This is a genomic window from Bacillus sp. 41-22, from assembly GCF_025809295.1.
In the GTDB taxonomy this organism is placed as follows: domain Bacteria; phylum Bacillota; class Bacilli; order Bacillales; family Bacillaceae_G; genus Bacillus_A; species Bacillus_A mycoides.
In genome coordinates, this window is sequence record NZ_CP084035.1 from 1,333,462 (window position 1) to 1,359,447 (window position 25,986).

Annotated in this window: 26 protein-coding genes, 2 pseudogenes and 1 riboswitch; of the genes and pseudogenes, 24 read left to right on the top strand and 4 right to left on the bottom strand. The window is 34.8% G+C overall.

Annotated elements, in window-relative coordinates; genetic code table 11:
- Positions 1-392 precede the first annotated feature (392 nt).
- The gene (locus LCF45_RS06775; protein WP_002011543.1) at positions 393-674 is read left to right on the top strand and encodes an aspartyl-phosphate phosphatase Spo0E family protein; all 282 of its coding nucleotides are present in this window, start codon (positions 393-395) and stop codon (positions 672-674) included.
- 29 nt (positions 675-703) lie between these two features.
- Here LCF45_RS06775 and LCF45_RS06780 read toward each other — a convergent pair whose 3' ends face one another.
- Positions 704-2,200 carry a DUF3149 domain-containing protein gene (locus LCF45_RS06780; RefSeq protein WP_078206331.1) on the bottom strand — a complete coding sequence of 499 codons (1,497 nt, stop codon included), beginning with the start codon at positions 2,198-2,200 and terminating at the stop codon, positions 704-706.
- A gap of 194 nt (positions 2,201-2,394) precedes the next feature.
- Here LCF45_RS06780 and LCF45_RS06785 point away from each other — a divergent pair, with 194 nt between their 5' ends.
- The 4 genes from LCF45_RS06785 to LCF45_RS06800 all read left to right on the top strand — a co-directional run bounded on the left by LCF45_RS06785 (position 2,395) and on the right by LCF45_RS06800 (position 5,591).
- A complete protein-coding gene (locus tag LCF45_RS06785) occupies positions 2,395-2,841 on the top strand; it encodes a MarR family winged helix-turn-helix transcriptional regulator (RefSeq protein ID WP_002011538.1) in 447 nt (148 codons plus the stop codon).
- A 160-nt stretch (positions 2,842-3,001) separates the two neighbouring features.
- Positions 3,002-4,696 carry a M3 family oligoendopeptidase gene (locus LCF45_RS06790; protein ID WP_002011536.1) on the top strand — a complete coding sequence of 565 codons (1,695 nt, stop codon included), beginning with the start codon at positions 3,002-3,004 and terminating at the stop codon, positions 4,694-4,696.
- A gap of 139 nt (positions 4,697-4,835) precedes the next feature.
- Positions 4,836-5,369 (top strand): DinB family protein, encoded by a 534-nt coding sequence (locus LCF45_RS06795; RefSeq protein WP_002030551.1) that lies wholly within the window; start codon positions 4,836-4,838, stop codon positions 5,367-5,369.
- Positions 5,370-5,474: 105 nt separating this feature from the next.
- Positions 5,475-5,591, top strand: coding sequence for a DUF6254 family protein (locus LCF45_RS06800; protein WP_000038354.1), 117 nt, complete (start codon positions 5,475-5,477; stop codon positions 5,589-5,591).
- 9 nt (positions 5,592-5,600) lie between these two features.
- Here the strand turns inward: LCF45_RS06800 and LCF45_RS06805 are convergent, their stop codons facing one another.
- Positions 5,601-6,809 (bottom strand): ATP-binding protein, encoded by a 1,209-nt coding sequence (locus LCF45_RS06805; protein WP_002186353.1) that lies wholly within the window; start codon positions 6,807-6,809, stop codon positions 5,601-5,603.
- 208 nt (positions 6,810-7,017) lie between these two features.
- Positions 7,018-7,061, top strand: a riboswitch (PreQ1 riboswitch).
- A gap of 93 nt (positions 7,062-7,154) precedes the next feature.
- On the opposite strand from LCF45_RS06805, the gene queC reads away from it, so the two are divergent.
- From queC to queF, 4 genes are read left to right on the top strand one after another with little or no spacing between them, the layout of a single operon-like run.
- Positions 7,155-7,817 (top strand): 7-cyano-7-deazaguanine synthase QueC, encoded by a 663-nt coding sequence (gene queC / locus LCF45_RS06810; RefSeq protein ID WP_263894718.1) that lies wholly within the window; start codon positions 7,155-7,157, stop codon positions 7,815-7,817.
- Positions 7,817-8,308, top strand: a complete 492-nt coding sequence (queD, locus tag LCF45_RS06815; RefSeq protein WP_002011526.1) for a 6-carboxytetrahydropterin synthase QueD — start codon at positions 7,817-7,819, stop codon at positions 8,306-8,308. The genes queC and queD overlap by 1 nt, the downstream gene beginning before the upstream one ends.
- Entirely contained in the window at positions 8,301-9,017 is a 717-nt protein-coding gene (gene queE / locus LCF45_RS06820) for a 7-carboxy-7-deazaguanine synthase QueE (protein ID WP_002126181.1), read from the top strand. The genes queD and queE overlap by 8 nt, the downstream gene beginning before the upstream one ends.
- 18 nt (positions 9,018-9,035) lie before the next feature.
- On the top strand, positions 9,036-9,533 hold the full coding sequence (gene queF, locus LCF45_RS06825; protein ID WP_002086808.1) for a preQ(1) synthase: 498 nt from the start codon (positions 9,036-9,038) through the stop codon (positions 9,531-9,533).
- 50 nt (positions 9,534-9,583) lie between these two features.
- Here the strand turns inward: queF and LCF45_RS06830 are convergent, their stop codons facing one another.
- A complete protein-coding gene (locus LCF45_RS06830) occupies positions 9,584-9,769 on the bottom strand; it encodes a YkvS family protein (protein ID WP_002064385.1) in 186 nt (61 codons plus the stop codon).
- Positions 9,770-10,022: 253 nt separating this feature from the next.
- Between LCF45_RS06830 and LCF45_RS06835 the strand changes: the two genes are divergently transcribed.
- The gene (locus tag LCF45_RS06835; protein WP_002126183.1) at positions 10,023-10,181 is read left to right on the top strand and encodes a hypothetical protein; all 159 of its coding nucleotides are present in this window, start codon (positions 10,023-10,025) and stop codon (positions 10,179-10,181) included.
- An 81-nt stretch (positions 10,182-10,262) separates the two neighbouring features.
- On the top strand, positions 10,263-10,865 hold the full coding sequence (locus LCF45_RS06840) for a histidine phosphatase family protein (RefSeq protein WP_002126185.1): 603 nt from the start codon (positions 10,263-10,265) through the stop codon (positions 10,863-10,865).
- Positions 10,866-10,925: 60 nt separating this feature from the next.
- Here LCF45_RS06840 and LCF45_RS06845 read toward each other — a convergent pair whose 3' ends face one another.
- Complete coding sequence (locus LCF45_RS06845) at positions 10,926-11,504, bottom strand: GNAT family N-acetyltransferase (RefSeq protein WP_002168839.1); 579 nt, start codon at positions 11,502-11,504, stop codon at positions 10,926-10,928.
- A gap of 261 nt (positions 11,505-11,765) precedes the next feature.
- Here LCF45_RS06845 and LCF45_RS06850 point away from each other — a divergent pair, with 261 nt between their 5' ends.
- From LCF45_RS06850 to LCF45_RS06910, 13 genes and pseudogenes are all read left to right on the top strand, one after another.
- Positions 11,766-11,960, top strand: a complete 195-nt coding sequence (locus LCF45_RS06850) for a hypothetical protein (RefSeq protein WP_002011514.1) — start codon at positions 11,766-11,768, stop codon at positions 11,958-11,960.
- A 25-nt stretch (positions 11,961-11,985) separates the two neighbouring features.
- Positions 11,986-12,303, top strand: coding sequence for a hypothetical protein (locus LCF45_RS06855; RefSeq protein ID WP_002011512.1), 318 nt, complete (start codon positions 11,986-11,988; stop codon positions 12,301-12,303).
- A gap of 477 nt (positions 12,304-12,780) precedes the next feature.
- Positions 12,781-13,140, top strand: coding sequence for a class Ib ribonucleoside-diphosphate reductase assembly flavoprotein NrdI (gene nrdI, locus LCF45_RS06860; protein ID WP_000959445.1), 360 nt, complete (start codon positions 12,781-12,783; stop codon positions 13,138-13,140).
- Positions 13,127-13,825, top strand: a pseudogene (locus tag LCF45_RS06865) (ribonucleotide reductase N-terminal alpha domain-containing protein); the annotation flags it as partial. The gene nrdI and the pseudogene LCF45_RS06865, both read left to right, overlap by 14 nt.
- Before the next feature lie 401 nt (positions 13,826-14,226).
- A pseudogene (locus LCF45_RS06870) lies at positions 14,227-15,612 on the top strand (ribonucleoside-diphosphate reductase subunit alpha); the annotation flags it as partial.
- A 94-nt stretch (positions 15,613-15,706) separates the two neighbouring features.
- A complete protein-coding gene (gene nrdF, locus LCF45_RS06875; RefSeq protein ID WP_002011508.1) occupies positions 15,707-16,675 on the top strand; it encodes a class 1b ribonucleoside-diphosphate reductase subunit beta in 969 nt (322 codons plus the stop codon).
- A gap of 424 nt (positions 16,676-17,099) precedes the next feature.
- Entirely contained in the window at positions 17,100-18,449 is a 1,350-nt protein-coding gene (locus LCF45_RS06880) for an APC family permease (protein ID WP_002126196.1), read from the top strand.
- Positions 18,450-18,631: 182 nt separating this feature from the next.
- Positions 18,632-19,912, top strand: a complete 1,281-nt coding sequence (locus LCF45_RS06885; protein WP_002126199.1) for a Glu/Leu/Phe/Val family dehydrogenase — start codon at positions 18,632-18,634, stop codon at positions 19,910-19,912.
- A gap of 18 nt (positions 19,913-19,930) precedes the next feature.
- Positions 19,931-20,221 carry an SAV0927 family protein gene (locus LCF45_RS06890; protein WP_000762559.1) on the top strand — a complete coding sequence of 97 codons (291 nt, stop codon included), beginning with the start codon at positions 19,931-19,933 and terminating at the stop codon, positions 20,219-20,221.
- A gap of 27 nt (positions 20,222-20,248) precedes the next feature.
- Positions 20,249-20,497 (top strand): biotin/lipoyl attachment domain-containing protein, encoded by a 249-nt coding sequence (locus LCF45_RS06895; RefSeq protein ID WP_002011502.1) that lies wholly within the window; start codon positions 20,249-20,251, stop codon positions 20,495-20,497.
- A gap of 144 nt (positions 20,498-20,641) precedes the next feature.
- Positions 20,642-22,771 carry a sigma 54-interacting transcriptional regulator gene (locus LCF45_RS06900; protein ID WP_002186350.1) on the top strand — a complete coding sequence of 710 codons (2,130 nt, stop codon included), beginning with the start codon at positions 20,642-20,644 and terminating at the stop codon, positions 22,769-22,771.
- 269 nt (positions 22,772-23,040) lie between these two features.
- Entirely contained in the window at positions 23,041-24,534 is a 1,494-nt protein-coding gene (locus LCF45_RS06905) for an aldehyde dehydrogenase family protein (RefSeq protein ID WP_033730619.1), read from the top strand.
- Entirely contained in the window at positions 24,535-25,908 is a 1,374-nt protein-coding gene (locus LCF45_RS06910; protein ID WP_002168835.1) for a putrescine aminotransferase, read from the top strand. It abuts the gene before it with no gap.
- The last annotated feature ends 78 nt before the right edge of the window (positions 25,909-25,986 follow it).

A 25,986-nucleotide genomic window follows, 5' to 3' on the forward strand; every position in this document is an offset into this window, starting at 1 on the left:
TGCCCATAAACGCCCGATTGGTGAAGGCTAATAATTAGTGGAGGATGGACAAAACCGCCACTGATTAAAGTTCACTTTATCAATCATCATTATGTTTTGCGTTTTTACATAAATTAAACAAAAAATGTCGAAGAAAAGTACATTGAAAATAGAGAATCCACTGTTTACTGAGTATTTACAAAAAAGAAGATGAAAAAAATGTCTATTATTGCGAATGTATTTACAAAGATAGAATAATTTGTAATAATTCTCAAAGTGAGGGTAAGGATTTGTAAATTACAGGGGAAAAATGTTAAATTTTCTGATTCTTCAATTTTAAATAGAATTAAGTGTTTAAAGGGCTAAAGTAGAAGAGGCGTTGAGAGTATGGAAGAAAAATAAGGGGGATATGGATGTTTACTGTAAAAAGGAAGTACACATTAGAAAAGCTTTCGCATGATATTCATATGAAACGTGAAGAAATGATTCATTTAGGATTAACAAGTGGGTTAAATAGTATGGAGACAATTCAAGTTAGTCAAGAATTGGACAAGCTTATCGTACAGTATCAGCGTTACAAAGAAAAACAAACACCGAAATGGTTTTCAATTATAAAGGTTCCTATTTTTCAAATTGGGTATGAAGGGAAATCAAACAATTTTTGGAGAATGTTTGTAGCTGGTTTTATGAAATAAGTATAATTACCCTTTTAGGATAAGGATAATTATACTATGTGTAATGGAATCTCTATATGAACTGTCGTTCCTTTGTTTTCTTTACTATCAATAAATATATGCCCATTGTACATCTCTACAATTCGTTTACATATAACAAGCCCAAGACCTGTTCCAGTATCTTTATTAGTAAAGAACGGATGAAAGAGGTGTTTTTGAATATGTTTAGGAATCCCTTTTCCAGTATCAATAATTTGCAAGTGTGCGTGTTTTTCGTTGTTTGTTACTACAATGGTTAATGTATCACCAGAAGCCATAGCTTCAATTGCATTTTTTGTAATGTTTAAAACCACTTGTTTCATATGGTCTTTTGAGCAACGTATATGAACAGGGTGGTCTGGCAAATGTAAATGAAATACAATGTTATGTAGATTCGCTTCAGATTGGATAATTAATGCGACCTCATTAAGAATCGTTCTTACATCATATGTTTGTTCAATGATGGCAGTTGGTTTTCCAAGAATAAGAAATTCGCTTACAATTTCATTAATCCGCTCTATTTCTTGTTCGATTACGGAAAAGTAGAACTGATTCTGTTCATCTTTATATTTCTCTTTTAACAGAGCAACGAGTCCTTTAATTCCAGTAAGAGGGTTACGGATTTCATGAGCTGTACTAGCTGCAAAAGTTCCAACCAATTCAATTTTTTGTAGTTCATTTTGTTGTCTTTCTAGTTTTGTTTGACGTTTTAATAACATATATTGAGCAAGTAAAAATAAAATAGACATTAAAAATAAAGTAGCTATACACTCTATTGAAACTAACTGGTATAAAGTTTGTTGATGAATAGGTAACGGAGAAACAGAGACTTTCCAATTTAATCTTTGGAGTGGGGTAGTAAGCATGTTAGAATGCCCATCGCTTGTTTCGTTATTATCATCGGTTAGAAAAACTACATCATGTTTATCAGTCACTTCGAAATGATATTGTGGTTTAATAGCATTTAAAGAGGCTGAAATGTAGTCAAAGCGTAAACTTGCTAATAATAATCCTGAGAGTTCCTTTTGTCTATTAAATATTGGAGACGCAATCATAATAGCTTGATGTCCAAGAACGCGATCTGTAATAACTGATGATACAGTTGTTTTCTTAGATTGCAATGCATCTTGGATGTATTGGCGGTCAGAAACGTCAATAGGCGGCGAATCGCCTTGGGATGCGAGTGTAATCATCCCATCTGTCGTAGCGTAATATAGACCGGAAAAACGTTGATCATTTCCATCGGTATCATGTACAATCTGTTTAATCCCATTGATGTTGCCAGTTTCGGTCCCTACGACTTTTGCGAGCATTTCTAAGGCAGATATAGCTTCACCAAGGTGATGGTCTAAATAGTCTCTATATAAAAAGAGAACAGTGTGAGCAGATAGTTTGTTTGCCTGTTTCATTTGATAAGTGTGATATGAAAAAAATGTGGCACCAATCCCTATCGTTGGCAGTATAACAAGCAGTATGTAAAAAACTATGCTTTGTAATTTGACTTTCAAATTTGGTACTCCTTCTTTTTTTATTATCATTATATATAAACTATGTTAAAATTGTCATGTTTTTATTCAAGAATCATTTGCATTACATTAGGGAAAGGAAAAGGAATGAGTGAATATTCATTCGGAAGTTGTAATGAGGTGCTACGTTGCTTTTCTTTTTGTTGCGGAGAATTTAAGTGAAGGGTTGAAATGGTATGACATCAAATAATGAGCGAGAAGACATTTCTCAATCTTTAAAAGTATTTATTGCATTATCCCGTGTACATCGTTCTGTTATGGATACTACAAATAAATCCATACAAAGTAACGGATTAAATCCAACTGAGTTTGCTGTATTAGAATTACTATATCATAAAGGAGGCCAACCACTTCAGCAAATCGGTGAGCGTATTTTAATAGCTAGTGGCAGCATTACATACGTTGTAGATAAGCTAGAGAAAAAAGGGCTTGTAAAACGAATTCCATGTCCAAATGACAGGCGTGTTATTTATGCACAATTAACGGAGTCTGGAGAGAGCTTTATTGCTTCTATTTTTCCAGGTCATGAGCAAGTTATATATCAGTCTTTTGAAATGTTAACGAAGGATGAGAAGGATGAATTACTCGAGCTATTGAAAAAAATTGGAAAGTATGAAAAATGATGATATGTTCCAAAGGAGCTTTGGATAAAGAAATCCAAGGCTTTTTTGTGTGCATGTATTTATGACATCATCTACCGCATTTTGCTGAAGAATAAGAGGAGATTTGTAAGTAAGAATTGAATTATAATAATGATGCATATAATGGAGAGGGGGCTCGTTCATGTCATTTAAAGACTATGAATATAAACGGCCAAATATTGAAGAATTAAAAGGGAAATTTACTGTTGCTTTAGAGAAGTTTGATAACGCAAAAACTGTAGAAGAACAAAAACAAGTTATCAATTCAATTAATGAAATTCGTAATGACTTTGGTACAATGGGTAACCTTTGTTACATTCGTCATTCTGTTGATACGACAGATGCCTTTTATAAGGATGAGCAGGATTTCTTTGATGAATTCTCTCCAGTTGTACAAGGGTATGGTACAAAGTATTATAATGCGTTAATTCATTCTCCATTCCGCGAAGAATTAGAGGCGTATTATGGAAAGCAATTATTTGCTCTAGCTGAATGTGATTTAAAAACATATTCAGATGAAGTAGTGAAAGATTTACAATTAGAGAATAAATTGTCTTCACAATATACGCAGTTATTAGCATCTGCAAAAATTGACTTTGCAGGAGAAGAAAGAACGTTATCGCAACTTATTCCGTTTATGCAAGGAAAAGAAAGAAGTGAACGTAAAGCAGCAAGTGAAGCATACTACGGATTTTTAGCTGAGAACGAGGAAGAGTTAGATCGTATTTATGATGAGCTTGTTAAAGTGAGAACGAAAATCGCGAAAACACTTGGTTTTAAAAACTTTGTTGAATTAGGATATGCAAGAATGTATCGTACAGATTATAATGCTGAAATGGTAGCGAACTATCGTCAGCAAGTATTAGATTATATCGTTCCAGTTGCAACCGAGTTAAGAAATAGACAAAAAGCACGCATTGGTGTAGAAAAGCTCGCTTATTATGATGAAAACTTTGAGTTTGCTACAGGTAATCCAACTCCAAAAGGCGATGCCGATTGGATTATTAATCACGGGAAAACGATGTATAAAGAATTATCAGCTGAAACAGATGAGTTTTTTAATTTCATGCTCGATAATGATTTATTAGATTTAGTTGCGAAAAAAGGAAAAGCTGGTGGTGGATATTGTACATATATCGAGAATTATAAAGCGCCATTCATCTTCTCAAACTTTAATGGAACGTCTGGGGACATTGATGTATTAACACATGAAGCTGGTCATGCTTTCCAAGTATATGAAAGTCGTAAGTATGAAATTCCAGAATATAATTGGCCAACATATGAAGCATGTGAAATCCATTCAATGAGTATGGAATTCTTTACATGGCCATGGATGAAGTTATTCTTTGAAGAAGATGCGGATAAATATTATTTCTCACACTTAAGTTCAGCACTTCTATTTTTACCGTACGGTGTATCTGTAGATGAATATCAACATTATGTATATGAAAATCCAGAAGCATCGCCAGCAGAGCGTAAGTCAGCATGGCGTAACATAGAGAAGAAGTATTTACCACATCGTGATTATGAAGATAATGATTATTTAGAGCGTGGTGGTTTCTGGCAACGTCAAGGTCATATTTATAGCTCACCTTTCTATTATATTGACTACACGTTAGCTCAAATTTGTGCACTGCAATTTTGGAAACGTGCAAGAGATAATAGACAAGAGGCTTGGGAAGATTATGTGAATCTTTGTCAACAAGGTGGAAGTAAATCATTCTTAGAATTAGTAGAAGTTGCAAATTTAACATCACCATTCGCTGAAGGGTGTGTAAAAAGTGTAATTACAGAAATTGAAGCGTGGTTACGTGCTGTTGACGACACAAAATTGTAAAAAAACATGCACTTTTTTCCTATGTTTAACATCGACATAATAGAAAAATGATGAGATAATAAAAGAAAATTCAGAATTATTTTAGGGGTGTTTCTAATGGGGAGCGCCCCTTTTCACCAACAAAAGGGGGGAAAGCACTATGCTTCAATCTAATATGGATGTTAGTTTAGAAACTTTAGTCCACTCATTACAGTCTACACGAAGCACGTTGTTATCAGAAATTGAAATGTTAAATGATACGGAGGTGAATGTAAAGCCACGCCGTGATAAATGGAGTATTATTCAAATTTTGCATCATTTGCATTTAGTTGAACAGTCTGTCACATCTGCCCTTGTATATGCTTTGCAAAAAAAAGAAAGAAAACTTGCTCCATTTAAAGACCTCCAACTTACGCTTGATCGCACACATAAAAGGGAAGCTCCTCAACAAATGAAACCAACAGAAACATTAATGAAAAAACTGCAAGGAATTCAATTACTAGAACATTCACGACAAGAATTATTACATGCCCTTCATAGTGTAATAGATGAAAAAGAATTATTTGAAAATGGATTAAAACATCCTATTTTTAATGATTTGAATTTATATCAATGGGTTCAATTTCTAGATTTACACGAACAAAGACATCTTACACAGCTAAAAGAAGCGAAACATGCAATTTTACAGCGTTAAAATGAAAGAAGTGGGGAACCGCTTCTTTTCTTTTTTACTCATGCATAGTTTTCTTTCTCATTTTGGAATACTACATGGAGAAAAGAAAAGAAGGAGTTGAAAAGCATGTCAAAGAAAAAGAGAGAAGAAGAGCGCGCCTGGAAAGCTCGGAAAGAAAATCAAAAGCCACATGGAAAAGTGAAAGCTTTTGCAGAATTAGTTGAAGGAACAGAAAAAACGTGATGAAGTTCATCACGTTTTTTGTATGAGTGGGAAAGTTAATAAGAAGGTTGTACCTGTCCCTTTTTCGCTTATAATATCAATCTTTCCATCCATTGCTTGAATGACGCTGAAGACGACCATCATTCCGAGTCCGGTCCCTTTTTCTTTCGTTGAGTAGAAAGGTGATCCAAGGCGTTTTATTTGTCCTTGATCCATACCAACTCCTGTATCTTTTATATATAATTGTATATGTTTATGGTCTGGAACTAATGTAAGAATAAGGTCGCCACCTGTAGGCATAGCCTCAATACAATTTTTAAAAATATTTAATAAACATTGGTTCAGTTTTTGCTTTTCGCCAGCGATAAAGAAAGATGTACTTTGTTTTATATAATTTATACGAACATTTGCTAAATTGGCGAGAGGTGTGATCAAAGACAACGCATGAAGTAATTCTTCCTCTACTTGTAATTGTTGTTCTTTTTCAATACTCGGTTTTGCAAAAGTTAAGTAGTCTGTAAGAACGTGATTTGCTTGCTCGATACCATTAATGGCTATGTCGATATATAATTTTCGTTCTTTCTCAGAACATGTATCTGACTGTAAAAGTTGTAAAAAACCTTTCGTTGCAGTTAAAGGATTACGAATTTCATGAGAGATAGAAGCTGCCATTTCGCCGATTAAATGAAATTTCTCAGCGTTCATAAGTTCATTTTGGAGACGAACTTGCATTTGTAATATGTGTAGTAAATATAAAATAAGGATCGTGCCAATCATCGTACATAGTTCGTACACAATGATATGTGGTATATAATCTGCCTCATTTGTAACACTTGCAAGGAAAAATGGTATCCAACCAAATCCATAAGTAAGACTGTAAAAAATAGCAAGTGTTATTTTTATATGATTAGAACTTCGATTAAAAAATTTGTATGTTAATAGTAGAACAATAAATAGGAGAATAGAAGCGATAAAGGATGGAAACGCACCTATTCCTCCCAATAAAAAGCGATAAATGTTTAATACAGCTAAAATAGAACCACCAGCAATAGGCCCTCCCGTTAACGTGCCGACAATTAATACGATATGTCGCATGTCGAACTGAAAACCATTATTTGTTTTTGCTGCGAAAGTGATACATAGTATGGTAGCGAGGCAACACAATACAATAAATATGGCTGAATTTAATTTAGGAGATCGTTTCCCTTTCTGATTCCAAAATAAATGATATACGAGCATTGTAACGAGAATAGATAATATATTTAAAAAGAGGTAAATAATAAAGAGTTCCAGTGGGATGCCTCCTCTCTTCTAACATTAAATTAATCATACTATAAAATGAAATAAATGAAATGCGAAATAGCGGAAAAAATCAGAAATTTTTTCTGGTAGTATACAATATGTTACAATAATCTTTGTCAATGAAAGAAGAAATTCCGTGCACTGCATGGGAGAGGTTCGCGAACTCCCTCTATAAAAAACTATGGAAACAACAATATCATTAGGTATTGTTTTGTTTTTTTATTGTGACAGTTCAAGAACGTTCTTTCTTCTTATTCGTAGTAGAGAAGGAGAATGAGTGAAATGAAAAAAGAAAAAGCAGTTGTTGTTTTTAGTGGTGGACAAGATAGTACAACATGTTTATTTTGGGCGATACAGCAGTTTGAAGAAGTGGAAGCTGTAACATTTAACTACAATCAACGTCATAAATTAGAAATTGATTGTGCAGTGGAAATTGCGAAAGAGCTAGGAATTAAACATACGATACTAGATATGAGCCTATTAAATCAACTTGCTCCAAATGCGTTAACGAGAACGGATATGGAGATTACACATGAAGAAGGTGAATTGCCATCAACATTTGTAGATGGACGAAATTTACTATTTTTATCATTTGCGGCTGTATTAGCAAAACAAGTTGGAGCACGTCATATTGTAACGGGTGTATGTGAAACTGATTTCAGTGGTTATCCAGATTGTCGTGACGTGTTTGTGAAATCATTAAACGTTACATTAAATTTATCTATGGATTATCCGTTTGTTATTCATACACCACTTATGTGGATTGATAAAGCAGAGACATGGAAATTATCTGATGAACTTGGAGCATTTGAGTTTGTTAGAGAAAAAACATTAACATGTTATAACGGAATCATTGGTGATGGTTGCGGTGAATGTCCAGCATGTCAACTTCGTAAAGCGGGATTAGATACGTATCTACAAGAACGCAAAGGAGCGAGCAACTAATGGATAACTTTTTTGGATTTCGCATCGTAGAAAATTTGCAAAAAATGGACAAGGATATTCAGCGTGAACAACTCAAATATCATAATAAAAGAGTAATGGTCAGCAAGGAATTTACATTTGACGCAGCGCACCATTTACACTGCTATGAAGGGAAATGTAAAAATTTACATGGACACACATATAAAGTCGTATTTGGAATTAGCGGATATGTAAATGAAATAGGCCTTGCAATTGACTTTGGAGATATAAAAGAGATTTGGAAAAATGAAATAGAAATTTATTTAGATCATCGTTATTTAAACGAAACATTGCCAGAAATGAATACGACTGCTGAAAATATGGTCGTTTGGATTTATGAAAAGATGGCAGAAGCATTAACGAAAGATAATCGTGCGAACGAATATAAGGGAGCTCGTGTTGAATTTGTTCGTCTTTTTGAGACGCCGACTAGTTATGCGGAAGTAAGACGGGAGTGGATGCTCGATGAGTAAAATCCCCGTCTTAGAAATATTTGGTCCAACTATTCAAGGAGAAGGGATGGTTGTAGGACAAAAGACAATGTTTATCCGTACAGCGGGCTGTGATTATAGCTGTGCTTGGTGTGATTCTGCTTTTACATGGGATGGATCGGCCAAAGATCAAATTAAACAAATGACACCGGAAGACATTTGGAATGAGCTTGTAGAAATTGGTGGAGAAAATTTTTCTCATGTTACGATTTCGGGTGGAAATCCTGTTTTGCTGAAAAATATGCAATTTCTTCTTTCTATATTAAAGGAGAATGGAATGCGAACAGCGGTAGAAACGCAAGGGAGTAAATGGCAAGATTGGTTGCTTCAAATTGATGAGGTAACGATTTCTCCAAAACCACCAAGTTCAACTATGAAAACAGATTTTCATATGTTAGATTCTGTTATTCATAAACTAGCAGGGAAAGATTTTAGTTTAAAAGTAGTAGTATTCGATGATCAAGATTTTGAATATGCAGTTAAGATGCACGAGCGTTATCCGAATGTACCATTTTTCTTACAAGTAGGGAATGATGATACGAAAACAGTGGATGATGCGGTGCTTATAAAAAAACTATTAGAAAAATATGAGTGGCTTATTGAAAAAGCTGTGAATTGTAAAGAAATGAATGATGCGAAAGTACTGCCTCAGCTTCATGCGTTAGTATGGGGAAATAAACGAGGGGTATAATGAGAAGGGATGTTTAAAATGGCAGGAAGATTAGATGAAGATTTAAAAGATGTAACATTATTAGGAAATCAAAATACAAAATATTTATTTGAATATAGCCCGGAAATTTTAGAGGTATTTGATAATAACCATCCAAACCGTGATTACTTTGTAAAATTCAATTGTCCTGAATTTACAAGTTTATGTCCGAAAACAGGACAACCAGATTTTGCAACAATTTATATTAGCTACATTCCAGAACAAAGAATGGTAGAGAGTAAATCTTTAAAGCTATATTTATTTAGCTTCCGAAATCATGGTGACTTCCACGAAGATTGCATGAACGTTATTATGAATGATTTAATTAAATTAATGGATCCACGCTATATTGAGGTATGGGGGAAATTTACACCACGTGGTGGTATTTCAATCGATCCTTACTGTAACTACGGCCGCCCAGGAACTAAGTATGAGAAAATGGCAGACTACCGCATGATGAATCACGATTTATATCCAGAAAAGATCGATAATCGTTAATATAGAAAGAAAGGATCTGTATGATATACAGATCCTTTCTTTCTATTATATTATGCATGTTGATTAATGACAGTATAGTTTTTATGGCTTACAACTGTAAGAGGTTCCATATCTAGTTCTCTAAAATTCTCCATAATTGTTATATCAACAATAACGGAGTTTTGATTTACCTTTTGAACACGGCCTTGCATTCCACCTTTAAATTCAATGATATCTCCAGTTTCTGCGATCTGCATAAGCAACTCTCCTTGTTCCAGTTTTCCCAAAAAAAGAATAATTTGGGCTTTTTTATTTCTTCTTATTTTGAACTATATTTACTACTTTGTAAATGTTTCCAAAGTAAAAATTCGAAAAATATTCACTTTTTGTAAGAAAATATGTAAAAAATATTGTTTAGGAGAAGAATGATGAAAATGCATACATCTTTATACGGGAGTATAATAAAAGATACAATGACCTACTAAAGTGGGAGAAATTAGGGGCTGGAAAATGATGTTTGAAATTGTGGGGAGCTTTATAGCGATTTTATTATTTTTATTTTCATATATACAGTTGAAGAAAGTGCGTCATCATGAAACAACTACATATTTTGATGGACTGGATGGTGTGCACAACTCGATAACACATGATAGTGGTGGGGATATATAACTTTCTTTTTATGCATGGTATGATGGCAAGAAGAAATAGTACGTAATATAGTTCGTAAGTGATGAATGGGGAGTGGAAAGAATGCGAATTTCTTTTATTCGTCATGGTCGTTTGGACAGTACTATAGAGCCAATGACAATTATTTTATTTCGTGAATGGATGAAGCAATATGATTTAGGGACTACAGTAAAAGAAACTCCTATACCAATTGAAACAATTGAGGCGATTGAATCAGCGAAACTGGTTGTAACGAGTGATCAAAGGCGCGCTGTACAGTCAGCGGCTGAGTTATTGGATTCCCTATCTTTTGTGCAAAATCCTCTTTTTAGGGAAGCGGAAGTTCCAACGAGTTTTTATGCTCCAAAATGGTTGAAATGTAAACCGAATGTATGGATGTTTATTGGACGTACACGATGGATAGTTGGTTATAGTAAAGAGGTTGAGTCTTATAAGGAAGTACGAGAAAGAGCAAGGCAAGCCGCTAATATGTTGCACCGCTATGCGCTCGTACATGGACATATTGCCCTTGTAGGTCATAGTTATTTTAATGCGATGATTGGGACTGAACTGAGGGCAATGGGGTGGTCTGGTTCGCCTATTTTTCATAGGAAGCCATGGGGATGTACAACGTATACATTTCATGAGGCGATGGATGGAAATGTATTAAATACAAAATTAATTTAAAAGAGGCTGTCCCTTTGGCAGCCTCTTTCTCTACATAACAAGTAAAAAAGAATTGTCCTTTTAAGATATAGAAACCAATGACCGTAATGGTTTTATTAGATGGGCATACGATTCACCGACGAGCATAACGGTTTTATCTTCTTTGTAACCAAGTTTTTCATATAGTGAAAAAGCGCGTTTGTTTTCTAAATTAACAAGTAAGGCGATTTTTTCATGCCCTTTTTCAGTTGCATGAAGTTCAGCTGCATCGATTAATTTAGAGCCAATACCACGTCCACTGTACATACTTGAAACTGACAACGTGTCAATATAATACTCATCAAGTTCAGCTTCTTTTTCTAACGTAATGGATTCGTCTTCATGTAGTTCTCTTAAGTAGTGTATGATTGGTGCATCAAGTTGTTCAGCGTCACTACCGTGATAAACGACAATAACCCCAACTACCTTTCCACCTTGTTCAGCCACTAAACAGTTTTCATAGCTCAATCGATTATTTTCTTTTACGAACCATGTTTCAAGTCCTAGTATTACTTTTGCTTCAACTGTGCTACCTGTGATTTTTTCAGCAATTTCGTGCAGAGCGTTATACAATAAAGGTGCTACTTCTACCGCATCTGTCTTTTTTGCTTTCCGAATCATAGTATCCCTCCTAGTTCTAAATGTATATTGTAGCATAAAATAAAATATCAAACAGTGATTTGGAACTTTGTTATACAGGGTATCAAAAAGTTTGATATAGAGAAGTAGCTATGTTAGTATATGATATTTAGTGCGAATATAATAAAGTGATATAGATATAAAAATAATGAAAGTGAATTACATAATAGTAACGGGATAATTTTACCGTTGTCGACCTATAGAAGATGCGATAGAATAAAATATTGCAGAGAGGTGAAATACATGGATAAACAATTAGCAAATACAATTTTGGATCAGCTGAAAAATGATGAAATAAAGGAGTATGTTGCGACGAAAGATGTATTTTATACGTTCAGAGAAGTTGTTGTAAATCGAGAAGATTTTAAACATATTATCGGGAACGCACAGCGCGGTGGACAGGTAATTTATACATATTCAGAAACACCACGTTCATAAATAGAAGATAAAGGAGAGGAGAATTATGGGGGATTTTAAACAAGGCATATTGCCACATTGGGATTATATGTGGAAAGATAGAGCTGGGAATAGGTTTATGGGAATGGTTATGTATCCAGAGAAACGAAAATGTTCAGCAAAAATGCTTCAGAAAATAAAAAGGGCGTATGAACAAGCAGTAGAAATTAAAGTAACGGTACAAGTTCAACATACATATCAGTACGTAGAAGGAATGATCGTATACTTTGATGAAGAAGCTCCTGTATGTACAATGCTCGATAAAGATGAGAATCCACATCATATATTTGTAAGAGATATTTTGCGTATTGAGCACCCTGAATAATTTTTTTCATAAATAAATTGAAGTTCCATAATAATAATCTTTTTCTATAATAGTTATCTTTTAGTATGTAACGAGGAACGAAAGAATATGTATAATATTTAATAAAGTAAAATTGATAAATGTAATCGTTTGTTAGAACAGATTATCGTTTAATATCTGTTCTTTTTTGCGTGATGCTGGAGAAATATATTACTCCAGCATTTACTGTTTTATGACAAAAAATATTGGTAACTTTTTTAAAAATAAGGTTAAATTCGTTGACAACTTTTTTGAAAAGCACTTTATTGACATGAGTTTTAGAATGTTGTTTCATAGTCTTTGTATTGAAAAAAATCGACGGTCATGTCGAAAAGTAAAAGTTAAAAAAAGAAAGAATTTATACATATATCTTGTGTCTTATTTTGAAACGTAATACAATATATAGAGAAATCAAGAAACGACATACAGAGAATATAGATTGGAGAGGGAGGGTCGGAAATGTTAGTTGCATATGATTCTATGACAGGAAACGTGAAGCGTTTCATTCACAAATTAAATATGCCGGCCGTTCAAATTGATGAAGCTCTAGTATTAGATGAAGACTTTATTCTTATTACGTATACAACAGGTTTTGGAAATGTACCGGAACGTGTTTTAGACTTTTTAGAACGCAATAATGAAAAATTAAAAGGCGTATCTGCAAGTGGCAATCGTAATTGGGGAGACATGTTTGGTGCAAGTGCTGACAAAATCTCTACTAAATATGAAGTGCCTATTGTATCAAAATTTGAGTTATCTGGAACAAATAATGATGTAGAATATTTTAAAGAAAGGGTGCGGGAGATTGCGACACATTGAACTGAATAATGAAATCACGCAAATGCAGGACGGTTTTTATCAGCTTCATAAAGATAAAGAGGCGTTAGAAGTCTTTATGGAAGAAGCTAGAGAGAATACCGTTCATTTTAATAGCGTGGCAGAGCGAATGGAGTATATGAAAGAACATGATTACTATTACAACGTTCTGGACGAGTATAGCTTGGAGGAAGTAGAAGGAGTTTATAACATCGCTTATGGTGAAAACTTCGAGTTCCAATCTTATATGGCAGCATCTAAGTTCTATAAAGATTATGCGTTAAAAACGAATGATCAAAAACAATACTTAGAAAGCTATGAAGATCGTGTAGCAATTGTGTCATTATACTTAGGACGCGGTGATGTTGCGAAGGCAAAACACTTCGCAAGCATGATTGTAAAACAAAACTACCAACCAGCGACACCAACCTTTTTAAATGCGGGAAGAAGCAGAAGAGGAGAAATGGTGTCTTGTTTCTTGTTAGAGATGGATGATAGCTTAAATTCAATCGGCTTTAACATTAATACTGCAATGCAATTATCGAAAATCGGTGGTGGAGTAGCTTTAAACTTATCTAAGCTACGCGCACGTGGTGAGCAAATTAAAGGTATTGATAACGCCGCAAGTGGTGTAGTACCTGTTATGAAATTACTTGAAGATTCGTTTTCGTATGCGAATCAGTTGGGTTAACTTTATGGCTCAACTATAAAACCAGGTCAATTGCTGGAACGCCTGAGTATATCAAGGTAGGATACTACGAAGAAATTACGTAGCGAACCCTGAAAATCCAAGATTGCAGGAAATCAGCAGCCGAGCTCCTAAATTTATTAGATAAGGAGAAGGTTCAACGACCAAGTGGCTATGTAGGTGACTAAGTAGCTCGAACCTGGCTTCTCAAAACAACCAAATTCAAAGGGTGTATACAGTTATTATAGTTTATGCCATATTCATGTGCATCAAACATATGATAAATGGTTAAATGAAGAATTTGGCGAGAAGAAGATATGGTCTGAACTCTATAGCGATATAGAGAGGATAGCAGAAATGACTATCCCCCATACGTTTTGACGATATGGAGTAACAATATGCAACGAAAAGGTGCAGGTGCAGTATACTTAAACATTTTCCATTGGGATATTATTGAATTCCTTGATACCAAAAAAATAAATGCCGATGAGAAGAGCCGTATTCAGTCTCTATCAATCGGAATTATCGTTCCAAGTAAGTTCTTTGAGCTTGCTGAGAAAAACGAACCTTTCCATGTTTTCGCGCCTTATACAGTATTTAAAGAGTACGGAAAACATTTAGATGATATAGATATCGACGAAATGTACGATGAATTAATGAGCAATCCGAAAGTGAAGAAGAAGCCATTAGATATTAGTGCGCGTGATATGCTGATTAAAATTGCTATGATTCAGCTTGAGTCTGGTTACCCATACTTAATGTTTAAATCAAATGCAAATAACCAGCATCCACTGAAGGATATTGGAACTGTGAAGATGTCGAACTTATGTACAGAAATCTTCCAGCTACAAGAAACTTCTGAAATAAATGATTACGGTACAGAAGACATTATCCGCCGTGATATTAACTGTAACTTAGGATCGTTAAATATCGTAAACGTAATGGAAAATAAAGAAATTCGTGAAGCAGTTCATGCGGGAATGGAAGCTTTAACAGCTGTTTCTGATATGACGATCATTCCGAATGCCCCAACTGTGAAAAAAGCAAATGATGAGCTTCATTCAGTTGGACTTGGAGCAATGAACTTACATGGATATTTAGCAAAAAATAAAATCGCTTATGAAAGTGCTGAAGCGAAAGAATTCGCTCGTACATTCTTTATGATGTTAAATTACTACTCGATTGAGAAAAGTATGGAGATCGCTAAAGAAAAAGGCGAAACATTTAAAGACTTCGATAAGTCTGATTATGCAAACGGCACATACTTTGAAAAGTATGAAACGACAGATTACAGCCCAGTAACTGAAAAAATTCAGCAATTATTTGAAGGAATTCATATTCCAACAAAAGAAGATTGGACAAGTTTAAAAGAGCAAGTACAGAAGAATGGTTTATACAACTCATATCGTCTTGCAATCGCTCCGACACAATCGATCAGTTACGTTCAAAATGCAACTTCAAGCGTAATGCCAATCGTAAGTCAAATTGAATCAAGAACGTATGCGAATGCGACAACATATTATCCAATGCCGTATTTATCAAAAGATACGTTTTGGTACTATAAATCTTCTTATGATATGAATCAGTTTAAATTAATTGATTTAATCGCAGAAGTTCAAGAACATATTGACCAAGGAATTAGTACAATTCTTTATGTTAATAGTGATATTTCAACACGTGAGTTAGCACGTTACTACATTTATGCACATAAAAAAGGCTTGAAGAGTCTTTATTATACGAGAACACGTAAATTAAGCGTGGAAGAGTGCGTGGCTTGTACCGTTTAATATAAAAAGTGAGACATTATGAGCAGGGTTTTTCTGAACCCTGCTCATGCTTAGTTATCAATTTTTTATGTTTATTTAGAGAAGGGGCGATTTAATGCGTGCGGTAAACTGGAACAAAAAAGAAGATGATTTTAGTTTAATGTTTTGGAAGCAAAACATCGCTCAGTTTTGGACAGAAGAAGAAATCGCAGTATCTTCTGACAAAAATACTTGGGCACAATTATCAAAAGAAGAGCAAATTGCTTATAAGCGTGTATTAGGTGGTTTAACACTTTTAGATACGAAACAAGGTGGCGAAGGGATGCCTCTTGTACTTGTTCATCTTGAAAATTTACAAGCGAAAAGTGTATTAGCTTTCATGGGCGCTATGGAAGAAGTACATGCGAAGAGTTACAGTCATATTTTCACAACATTAGCTACTGAAGAAGAAATTGATGATATTTTTGAATGGGTAGATAACCATCCATTACTTGAGAAAAAAGCTGGTATTGTTACTAGTTACTATCGTCGCTTATTAAAGCCTGAAGTAACGAAAAAAGAGTTATACATGGCAATGGTAGCAAGTGTGTTCTTAGAAAGTTACTTATTCTATAGTGGATTCTTCTATCCACTTTACTTAGCGGGTCAAGGTAAATTGACGGCAAGTGGTGAGATTATTAACCTAATAATTCGTGACGAGTCAATTCACGGCGTATTCGTTGGTATTTTAGCACAACAAATCTTCACAGAACTTTCTGCAGAAGAGCAACAAGAAGTACAAACGGAAACGCAAGAGTTATTAATGGAACTGTATGAAATTGAATTGGCATATACAGAAGAAATTTACACTTCTATCGGTCTTGTAGAGGATGTAAATCGTTTCGTTCGTTACAATGCGAATAAAGGACTTATGAACTTAGGACTTGAGCCGAAGTTTGAGGAAGAAGAAATTAACCCAATCGTTTTAAATGGTTTACGTACAGATACGAAAAACCATGACTTCTTCTCTGTAAAAGGAAATGGTTACGTAAAAGCAACGAATGTTGAAAAGTTAGCAGACGATGACTTCGTATTCAATTTTTAATATAGTGTTATAGAAAAAGCTGTCTTTATAGAAAAGACAGCTTTTTTGCTATGAATAGTTTACATAATGTTATTATTTCATGGAAATATTTTAATCTTGTAAAAGCCCAATTTTTGAGGAAGTGGGAATCAAGAAAAAACACGGATTAAGGTTTTATTTTCATATTTAGTCGTATGAGAGATTGAATAATTTATGTCAAAATGAATAAAAAATGAGAAGAAATGAGGTCTAATTCCACCTATACGTTCTTTTTAATATTGAATTTTTAAACTCTAGAAATTTTGGCTTGAAAATTGCATGAATATTTAAAAAGCAACAAAAAGGGAGGTAGTACTCGGTGTGATATATGGTTATTTGAAAACGCTTCCTTTTGATTGTCGATTTTTAAATGGAAATTAGATAGAGAAAGTAGGAGGAATGATAGGTGGGGAAAGTAGTTGGTTTAAAACGTTCATTAGGGCTTTGGTCAATTGTTATGCTAGGGGTCGGGTATATGACACCGATGGTTGGGTTTGACACATTTGGAATCGTTTCTGAAAAAACGGGTGGTCATGTTCCAGGAGCTTATCTTATTGCATTAGCGGGGATGTTGTTTACCGCTGCAAGCTACGGAAAAATGGTAAAGGCTTTTCCTACCGCAGGATCTGCTTATACGTATACACAGAAGACAATTAGTGCAAGGCTTGGGTTTCTTGTTGGATGGTCCGCGTTATTGGATTATTTGTTTCTACCAATGGTGAACGCACTATTAACGAGAATTTATATGTCAGCATTTTTCCCAAGTGTTCCTAGTTGGGTATGGGTCATTGGCTTTGTTCTCCTGGTTACATTAATAAATATGATTAGCGTAAATGTTACTGCTAATTTCAATACGTTCTTAGTAATATTTCAAGTGTTAGTAATGGCCGTATTTGTTTTTCTAGTTATAAAAGGCTTATTAGCGGGAGAGGGAACAGGAGAAGTTTTTTCCATTCAGCCGTTTTTTCAATCAGATATACAAATATCACCGTTAGTTGCAGGTGCAACAATTCTTTGTTTCTCATTTTTAGGTTTTGATGCAGTAACTACATTTTCAGAAGAGACACCAAACGCCAAAAAAACAATTCCTCGAGCTATTTTTCTTACTGCTTTAATCGGCGGAGTTTTATTCATTACTACAACGTATTTTACACAATCTATTTTTCCAGATACATCTGTATTTAAAAATCAAGAATCAGCATCCCCAGAAATTGCGCTATATGTTGGCGGGAAATTATTTCAAGCTTTCTTTTTAGTAGGAACCCTTATGGGGACACTTGCGTCTGGTTTAGCTTCTCATACAAGTGTATCCAGGTTATTATACGTAATGGGGCGAGATAATGTAATTCCGAAGAAAATATTCGGATACATTCATCCTCGCTGGAGAACCCCAGTATATAATATTATTTTTGTAGGAATTATTTCGCTCTTCGCTATATTCATTGATTTAGAAACAGCAGCATCTCTTATTAACTTTGGAGCGCTTATTGCATTTACATTTGTTAATTTGTCTGTAATTTCTTACTATATAATCAAGAAAAAAAGATATAAGACGATAAAAGATTTCTTAAATTACTTAGTTATGCCTATTTTGGGTGCTGCTACTGTAGCCGTACTATGGTTTAATCTCAATATCCATTCACTTATTTTGGGACTTTGCTGGGCTGCTATTGGAATTGGTTACCTTCTATATGTTACAAATATGTTCCGTTCAGCTCCTCCGCAAATGCATTTTGAAGAAGCACAGGAAATATAAAAAGAAAAAGGCATCGGATAAGTTCCGATGTCTTTTTTTATATTTGATAATCATGCAGCATTGCATAAGTCACTCAAAGATTCATAAGTAAAGGGGATGACACGATATGATTAACGTAGTATTTTCACTTGGCACGATTATTGCTTTGTACAATTAGTAAAAGTATAAAGAGGGGTGTTATCGTGCCGATTCAATCAGAAAAACATACAAATACAGTTGAAGTTGAAAATCCTTTAGAGGAATTTCAAGCTATATTAAAAGAGGCGCTTCATTTTTTAAGTTATCCAGACGAAGTATTCGAATTTCTGAAAAAACCAATGCGTTTTTTAGAAGTAAGCATTCCTGTTCGAATGGATGATGGAACAACAAAGGTATTTCAAGGGTATCGTGCTCAGCATAACGACGCAGCAGGGCCAACAAAAGGTGGTATTAGATTTCATCCAGATGTTACGGCAGAAGAAGTAAAAGCACTTGCTGGCTGGATGAGCTTGAAATGTGGAGTGACAGGACTGCCATATGGAGGCGCAAAGGGCGGGATTATTTGTAATCCACAGGAGTTGAGTTTTAGAGAACTAGAGTTACTGAGTCGTGGGTATGTAAGAGCAGTAAGTCAAATTGTGGGGCCGACGAAAGATATTCCAGCACCTGATATGTATACAAATGCGCAAATTATGGCTTGGATGCTAGATGAATATGACCATATCAGGGAGTTTGACTCTCCAGGCTTTATAACCGGGAAGCCATTAATGCTAGGAGGATCACAAGGGCGGGAAACAGCAACGTCTAAAGGTGTATTGTATACACTTCAGTTAGTAAGTGAGTTAAAACAAATTCCGCTACAAAATATGCGAGTTATTATTCAAGGGTTTGGGAATGTTGGAGGTTATTTGGCAAAATATTTATATGATATTGGTGTGAAAGTAGTCGGGGTATCAGATGCTATAGGAGGAATTTATAATCCAGACGGTCTAGATGTTCCTTATTTACTAGAAAACAGAGATTCTTTCGGTGTAGTATCGAATCTCTTTAGTAAAACAATTTCTAATCAGGAGTTGTTAGAAAAAGAATGTGATGTACTCATTCCGGCGGCAATTGGAGGAGTCATTACAAAACATAATGCAGGAAAGCTTGGATGTAAGATTATCATTGAGGCTGCAAATGGACCAACAACAAAAGAGGCGATAACCATGTTAGAAGAAAAGGGAATTTTGGTTGTTCCAGATATTTTAGCAAACTCTGGTGGCGTGATTGTTTCATATTTTGAATGGTGTCAAAATAACCAAGGATATTACTGGACGGAGCAATATGTTGATCAATGTTTAAAGGAGAAAATTACATCTAGTTTTTCTAACGTACTTGATACTTCTAAACGCTTTGGAGTAAATATGAAAATTGCTGCCTATATGGAAGGGGTTCGCAAGATTGTAGAAGCATCGCGCCTAAGAGGTTGGTTGCATTTTTAACCTAAAGGGAGGGCTAAAATGAAACTGGATATTTTATTAGAAGAAGTGGAGAGACAACAAATCGGTTATTACTGTATTGTGTCGAATAGTCATCGTTACGATATAGCTGTTACGTATTCGCAACAGTTTCTTGGAAAAGCAATGGTTACCTCAATTCAAAATGGGAGAATGGTTTTATTAAGCCAAGAAGATATTGGAGAGGAACAATATTGGGCAACAAGGCTAGGAATTGAGGTAGAAGATATAGAAGAGTTTCAAAGCTTTTTCTATATGATTCTTCAGTCACAAAGGTTAGAAGAACAATATTAATAGAATAAAAGAAAGGGATGATTGATTATGTATTATGATATTATTACGAGTCCGTGTTATGGAATAATTGAAAAAGTGTCTATCGATAAGGATTCTCGAATTTATGAATGGGAGCCATTATTCGCTATTAAAGATATGAATGGTAAACTGGAAGTAATTAAGATGGGATGTAGTGGAGAAGTTCAATCTTTAGAAGTAGAAGCGGGAGATAAAGTAATTCCAGGTATGGTATTAGCTTATATTCAAGAAGATCTTTTCGTTAGTGGTAGTGATTAATGATAGAACTATGAGGAAGATGGAGGCACTCATCTTCCTTTTTTTATTAAATAAAGAAAGAAATGTTTTATTTTCAGATTAATTAAAAAAATCTGTATTTAATGATACAATACAAATTAAATAGTTCAAAGGAGGAATAGCAGAATGTTTTCCATCGCTCATACAAAAATTAGACCCATAGTTTCTCTACCTATCGATCAATCTGAAAAGGAATGGCATATAGATGTTAAAAATATAAAAGAATCGTTTCTATTTTTAAAAAGAGGAGAGAAATTATTTGCATACGTTCATGTGAAGGATCTGCTATCAAATAGTAAGGAATTAACTTCTAAGCTATTACTTTCAAATGCTGTTTCACTAGATACAATATGTCATCTTAGTAAAGATATTTCTTTAACAGCTCTTTTTCAAATTATTGGAGCGCCGATTGCCATAGTAAAAAATGAAGTGGATGAGCTAACAGGATATATAAGAAGAGAGGATGTTTTTGCAGAACTATTTAAACAAGAAAATCAGAGTGTTGATATATTGAAAATTATTTTAACGTCTATTCCAATGGGGATTTTTGTAGTAGATCGAGAAAAGAAAATTGTAAATTGTAATGAATCTGGTTTGAAGATGATTAAATCGACTCCTGAAAAAGTTATGAATGTACCAGCAGAACTGATTTTTAATGGAGAACACATTAATAACGTATTTACAAAGGGAAAAACGATTTTGAATCAATTACAAATCACAAATGAGATGGGTGTATTAGTTGACTATAGTCCGATTCCAAACTTTGATCAAAGTATTGAAGGAATGGTTATTATTGTGCAAGATTTGCCGATGGTCGAGGACATGGCGATGGAAATTGAATATATAAAGGATTTAAATAAAGATTTACATGCAATTTTGTCTAGCATTTATGATGAAATATTAGTTGTTAATCATAAAGGGGAATTAATTCGTTATAGTGAAACTGTTATCAATGATTTTTGGGGGAGTAATTTGAAGGACTTGTTAGGAAAAAATCTTTTAGACCTAGAAAAGAAAGGATTATTTAGTCCATCGGTTACGCGATTAGTGTTGGAAAAACAAAAAAAGGTATCAGTTGTACAAGAAACAAAAAGCGGAAGAAAAATATTAGCAGTTGGAAACCCTGTATTTAATGAAAACGGAGAGCTTCATCGTATTATTATTGCCTCCAGGGATATTACCGAAGCAACGAGATTGAAGACGGAATTACATGAAATAAAGAAGATATCAGAGCAATATAAGAAGGAGTTAGATGACTTTAAAAATAAAGATCGTTTTCTTAAGAAGCTTATTTACTGTAGTCCGAAAATGGAGCAAATTATTAACCAAGCTAAAAAAATAGCAGATTTTTCTTCCAATGTTCTTATTTCTGGAGAATCTGGCGTCGGAAAAGAAGTAATTGCTCAGGCAATTCATCAACTTGGAAACCGATCTTCAAAGCCATTTTTAAAATTAAATTGTGGTGCAATTCCAGAAACTTTGTTAGAAAGTGAACTATTTGGTTATACGAAAGGTGCTTTTACAGGAGCCGATAAAAATGGAAAAGAAGGATATTTTAAGCGGGCGGATCAAGGTATTTTATTTTTAGATGAAATTGGAGAAATGCCTTTACATTTGCAAGTGAAATTGCTTAGAGTCCTACAGGAACAAGAAGTAATTCCTATTGGAAGTACAATCCCTACGAAAATAAATGTACAAATTATTGCTGCTACAAATAAGAGTCTTGAAAAGATGGTGGAATCTGGAACATTCCGTGAAGATTTGTTTTATCGGCTAAATGTAATTCCGTTGCGAGTGCCTCCTCTACGAGAGCGAATGGAAGATGTTCCGGTACTTGCCTTTCATTTCTTGCAACAGTTAAATGAAAAATATAATAAAAATTATCATTTAACTCCAGATGCGCTTAGCTTACTAGAGTTTTACTCATGGCCAGGAAATGTACGTGAATTACAAAATATGATTGAACGTTTAGTAGTATCAGCAGACGATCCAGTAATTGAAGCGGAGTTTGTTAGTAAGTTTTTAACAACTGGTTATGACTTTAAAAAATCAAAACCAGTTATTACAAGAGTATTACCATTACAAGAAGCGCTACATTCTGTAGAAGAACAATTGATTTTACTTGCAATGAAGCAGTATAAAACAACGACTAAGGCTGCAAAAGCTCTTGGAATCAGCCAATCTTCAGTGAGTCGTAAATATCAAAAAATTGTTAGTGAAAAAGGGATAGCGGCTGATATCATCTCTTATTCCTAAAAAAGGAGAAGGTCACATAGACTTCTCCTTTTTGTGTGCGCTCAGCATGTGCATATTCTCTAGGATTCAAGTCCCGAGTGGTGAAGGCGGTAGCAGAAATGATTAACATTTCGTTTTATGCAAAATGGAATAGTGTATGCGAGAGTGCATAAATTGTTTATTGTTTTTAAGAAAATAGTCAGTTTATGTATGATTCCTTTGGATTTTAAAGATTGGCATGAAAATTGCTTATAAATATATAAACGATCGATGAAGGGGGATTCAATATAGTGCTAGATTTAAAAATGTATGTAAACGGTGAATGGAGAGAGTCTAGTAATCAAGAGAAAAGAACGATTATTAACCCTGCGAATGGCAAGGGTATAGCATATGCACCTGAGGGAACGATTGAGGATGCAAAATACGCGATAGAAGTGGCAAGAACGGCTTTCGATAGCGGAATTTGGTCAGCAACATCCACTGCTGAAAGGGCATCATATTTATTTAAAATAGCAGATGAAATTGATAAAAATATGGAAGAATTAGTGTACCTTGAAACAATGGATAATGGAAAAATGTACCGTGAGGCAGAAGGAGATATTGGAGATGCAGCGGCTTGTTTTCGCTATTATGCCGGATTGATTACAAAGCCAGATGGTCAAACATATCATGTAGCCGATCCGATGCAAGCGATGGTTGTAAGAGAGCCAGTTGGTGTTTGTGGATTAATTGTTCCATGGAATTATCCGCTATTGATGAGTGTATGGAAAATTGCACCTGCTTTAGCAGCTGGAAATACAATTGTGTTTAAACCTTCTGAAGTGACACCAATCACTGCAACAAAGCTATTCGAAATCCTTGAAAAAGTAGGGCTACCAAAAGGTGTTGCCAATATGGTAATGGGGGCTGGTCCAATAGTAGGAAATGAAATTGCAGCGAGTAATAAAGTGGATATGATTTCCTTTACAGGTGGAACAAAAACAGGTAAGCACATTATGAGAACAGCGGCTGATAATATGAAAAAGATTTCGTTAGAACTTGGAGGGAAATCTCCAAATATTATTTTTGCAGATGCAGATTTTGAGACCGCTATTGATTATGCTCTATTCGGTATTTATGCAGGTAGCGGACAAGTATGTTCAGCAGGATCAAGAATCCTTGTAGAAGAAAAGATTTATGATAAATTTGTTAATAGTTTTGTAGAGCGAGCACAGCAAATTAACGTTGGGCCTGGTGATAATCCAGAATCAGAAATGGGGCCACTTGTAAGTCAAGAACATATGGAAAAAGTATTACGTTATATTGAAATTGGGAAAGACGAAGGTGCAAACGTTGCTTGCGGAGGTAGACGAATAATGGAGGATGGAAAAGGTGATGGTTTCTTTATTGAACCAACAGTCTTTGTCAATGTAAAACCTGATATGCGTATTGTCCAGGAAGAAATCTTCGGTCCTGTTGTAGTAATTCAAAAGTTTAAAGACGAACAGGAAGCAATTGAGTTGGCAAACGGTACAGACTATGGTTTGGCTGGAGGAGTATTTACAGTCGATGGTGCAAAAGCAATGCGTGTGATTCGCAAACTTCGCGCAGGAATTACGTGGATTAATAGCTATCACCCAACATACAATGAGGCGCCTTGGGGCGGATATAAGCAGAGTGGTATAGGTCGTAGTCTAGGAACGTTTGGTTTAGAAGAATTTCAAGAAATTAAGCAGATTAATATAAATCTAGAAGTAGAACCTATTGGTTGGTTTGCAAATAAAAAAAATGTAGAGGTGAATTAGATGGAAACGAACGTGAAAAATAAATTGAATGAGAAAGAATCAAATGTAAATGAGTATATTACGAAAGTACTACAGTTAATTGAAAAAGAAAAGGTTACTGAAGAAGAGGCAAACTGGATTCAAAAAGAAACAGTAGATGGATTTAGAGAGCATGTAAACCCTGGTTTTCTTGCTTATAGAAAAACAGTAACAAAAGATGGACAATTTGCAGCAGTAGAGTGGTCAGATGAAGGATCTTGTTTCATGGATATTAACGGTAAAAGATATATTGATTGTTTAGGTGGATTTGGAATTTATAATGTTGGTCACCGTAATCCGAAAGTGGTAAAAGCTGTGACAGATCAATTAAAACGTCAAGCATTGCACAGTCAGGATTTACTGGATCCACTTCGAGCAATGCTTGCAAAGATTTTAGCGGATATTACACCTGGTGATTTGAAATACGCCTTCTTTACAAACAGTGGTACAGAAAGTGTGGAGGCAGCACTAAAACTAGCAAAAATGTATAGTGAACGAACAACGTTCATTGCTACAACGCGTGCTTTCCATGGTAAGAGCCTTGGTGCTTTATCTGGGACGGCAAAAGGAATGTTCCGTAAGCCATTTTTACCATTAATTCCGGGTTTCCGTCATGTTCCGTTTGGCGATATTGATATGATGAGAAAAACATTTGAGACATGTGCATTAGTGGGAGAAGATGTTGCAGCAGTTATTTTAGAACCAATTCAAGGAGAGGGCGGTATTATTTTACCTCCAGAAAATTATTTGAAACAAGTACGAGAGCTTTGTGATGAGTTTGGATCACTCCTTATCTTTGATGAAGTACAAACTGGAATGGGACGTACAGGAAAAATGTTTGCTGCAGAATTATATGATGTCGTGCCGGATATTATTTGTCTTGCGAAGGCGTTTGGTGGAGGTGTAATGCCAGCGGGAGCTATTGTTGCGAAAGAAACAGTATTCAAAAGTTGGTTTGAAAATCCATTTATGCACACAACAACATTTGGAGGAAATCCACTTGCATGTGCTGCTGCAATTGCAACAATCCATGTTTTATTGGAAGAGAAATTACCGGAACGAGCTATGGAAGTTGGGGAGTATTTCTTAAATGGATTGAAACAAGCTGCAGAAGGACACGAAGATAAAATCTTTGAAATTCGTGGTCAAGGTTTAATGATTGGGATTGAATTCCATAAAGACGAGATTGGTTATGAAGTGTCAAAGGCGATGTTTGATCAAGGAATTCTTGTTGCGGGAACATTAATTAACTCAAAAACAATTCGTATTGAACCATCCCTTACAATTAGTTATGAAGAAGTAGATACAGTTATTAATACGTTTAAATCTGTGCTAAATCAAGTAAAAGTAAAATAAATTTTGTATAAGGTTATATGTGAATTCAAACGATTGAAACTAAAATTAGAATAGATTTACCTGTATGTTATTACAGGA

Bases quoted from the DNA above. Each gene is read 5' to 3' on its own strand.
- nrdI (WP_000959445.1), top strand. From the start codon at position 12,781: ATGTTAGTTGCATATGATTCTATGACAGGAAACGTGAAGCGTTTCATT.
- LCF45_RS06895 (WP_002011502.1), top strand. From the start codon at position 20,249: ATGTATTATGATATTATTACGAGTCCGTGTTATGGAATAATTGAAAAA.
- LCF45_RS06855 (WP_002011512.1), top strand. From the start codon at position 11,986: ATGGGGGATTTTAAACAAGGCATATTGCCACATTGGGATTATATGTGG.
- LCF45_RS06795 (WP_002030551.1), top strand. From the start codon at position 4,836: ATGCTTCAATCTAATATGGATGTTAGTTTAGAAACTTTAGTCCACTCA.
- LCF45_RS06835 (WP_002126183.1), top strand. From the start codon at position 10,023: ATGATGTTTGAAATTGTGGGGAGCTTTATAGCGATTTTATTATTTTTA.
- LCF45_RS06785 (WP_002011538.1), top strand. From the start codon at position 2,395: ATGACATCAAATAATGAGCGAGAAGACATTTCTCAATCTTTAAAAGTA.
- LCF45_RS06900 (WP_002186350.1), top strand. From the start codon at position 20,642: ATGTTTTCCATCGCTCATACAAAAATTAGACCCATAGTTTCTCTACCT.
- LCF45_RS06850 (WP_002011514.1), top strand. From the start codon at position 11,766: ATGGATAAACAATTAGCAAATACAATTTTGGATCAGCTGAAAAATGAT.
- queF (WP_002086808.1), top strand. From the start codon at position 9,036: ATGGCAGGAAGATTAGATGAAGATTTAAAAGATGTAACATTATTAGGA.
- queE (WP_002126181.1), top strand. From the start codon at position 8,301: ATGAGTAAAATCCCCGTCTTAGAAATATTTGGTCCAACTATTCAAGGA.
- nrdF (WP_002011508.1), top strand. From the start codon at position 15,707: ATGCGTGCGGTAAACTGGAACAAAAAAGAAGATGATTTTAGTTTAATG.
- LCF45_RS06840 (WP_002126185.1), top strand. From the start codon at position 10,263: ATGCGAATTTCTTTTATTCGTCATGGTCGTTTGGACAGTACTATAGAG.
- queC (WP_263894718.1), top strand. From the start codon at position 7,155: ATGAAAAAAGAAAAAGCAGTTGTTGTTTTTAGTGGTGGACAAGATAGT.
- LCF45_RS06805 (WP_002186353.1), bottom strand. From the start codon at position 6,809: ATGCTCGTATATCATTTATTTTGGAATCAGAAAGGGAAACGATCTCCT.
- LCF45_RS06890 (WP_000762559.1), top strand. From the start codon at position 19,931: ATGAAACTGGATATTTTATTAGAAGAAGTGGAGAGACAACAAATCGGT.
- LCF45_RS06910 (WP_002168835.1), top strand. From the start codon at position 24,535: ATGGAAACGAACGTGAAAAATAAATTGAATGAGAAAGAATCAAATGTA.
- LCF45_RS06800 (WP_000038354.1), top strand. From the start codon at position 5,475: ATGTCAAAGAAAAAGAGAGAAGAAGAGCGCGCCTGGAAAGCTCGGAAA.
- LCF45_RS06845 (WP_002168839.1), bottom strand. From the start codon at position 11,504: ATGATTCGGAAAGCAAAAAAGACAGATGCGGTAGAAGTAGCACCTTTA.
- LCF45_RS06790 (WP_002011536.1), top strand. From the start codon at position 3,002: ATGTCATTTAAAGACTATGAATATAAACGGCCAAATATTGAAGAATTA.
- LCF45_RS06830 (WP_002064385.1), bottom strand. From the start codon at position 9,769: ATGCAGATCGCAGAAACTGGAGATATCATTGAATTTAAAGGTGGAATG.
- LCF45_RS06775 (WP_002011543.1), top strand. From the start codon at position 393: ATGTTTACTGTAAAAAGGAAGTACACATTAGAAAAGCTTTCGCATGAT.
- queD (WP_002011526.1), top strand. From the start codon at position 7,817: ATGGATAACTTTTTTGGATTTCGCATCGTAGAAAATTTGCAAAAAATG.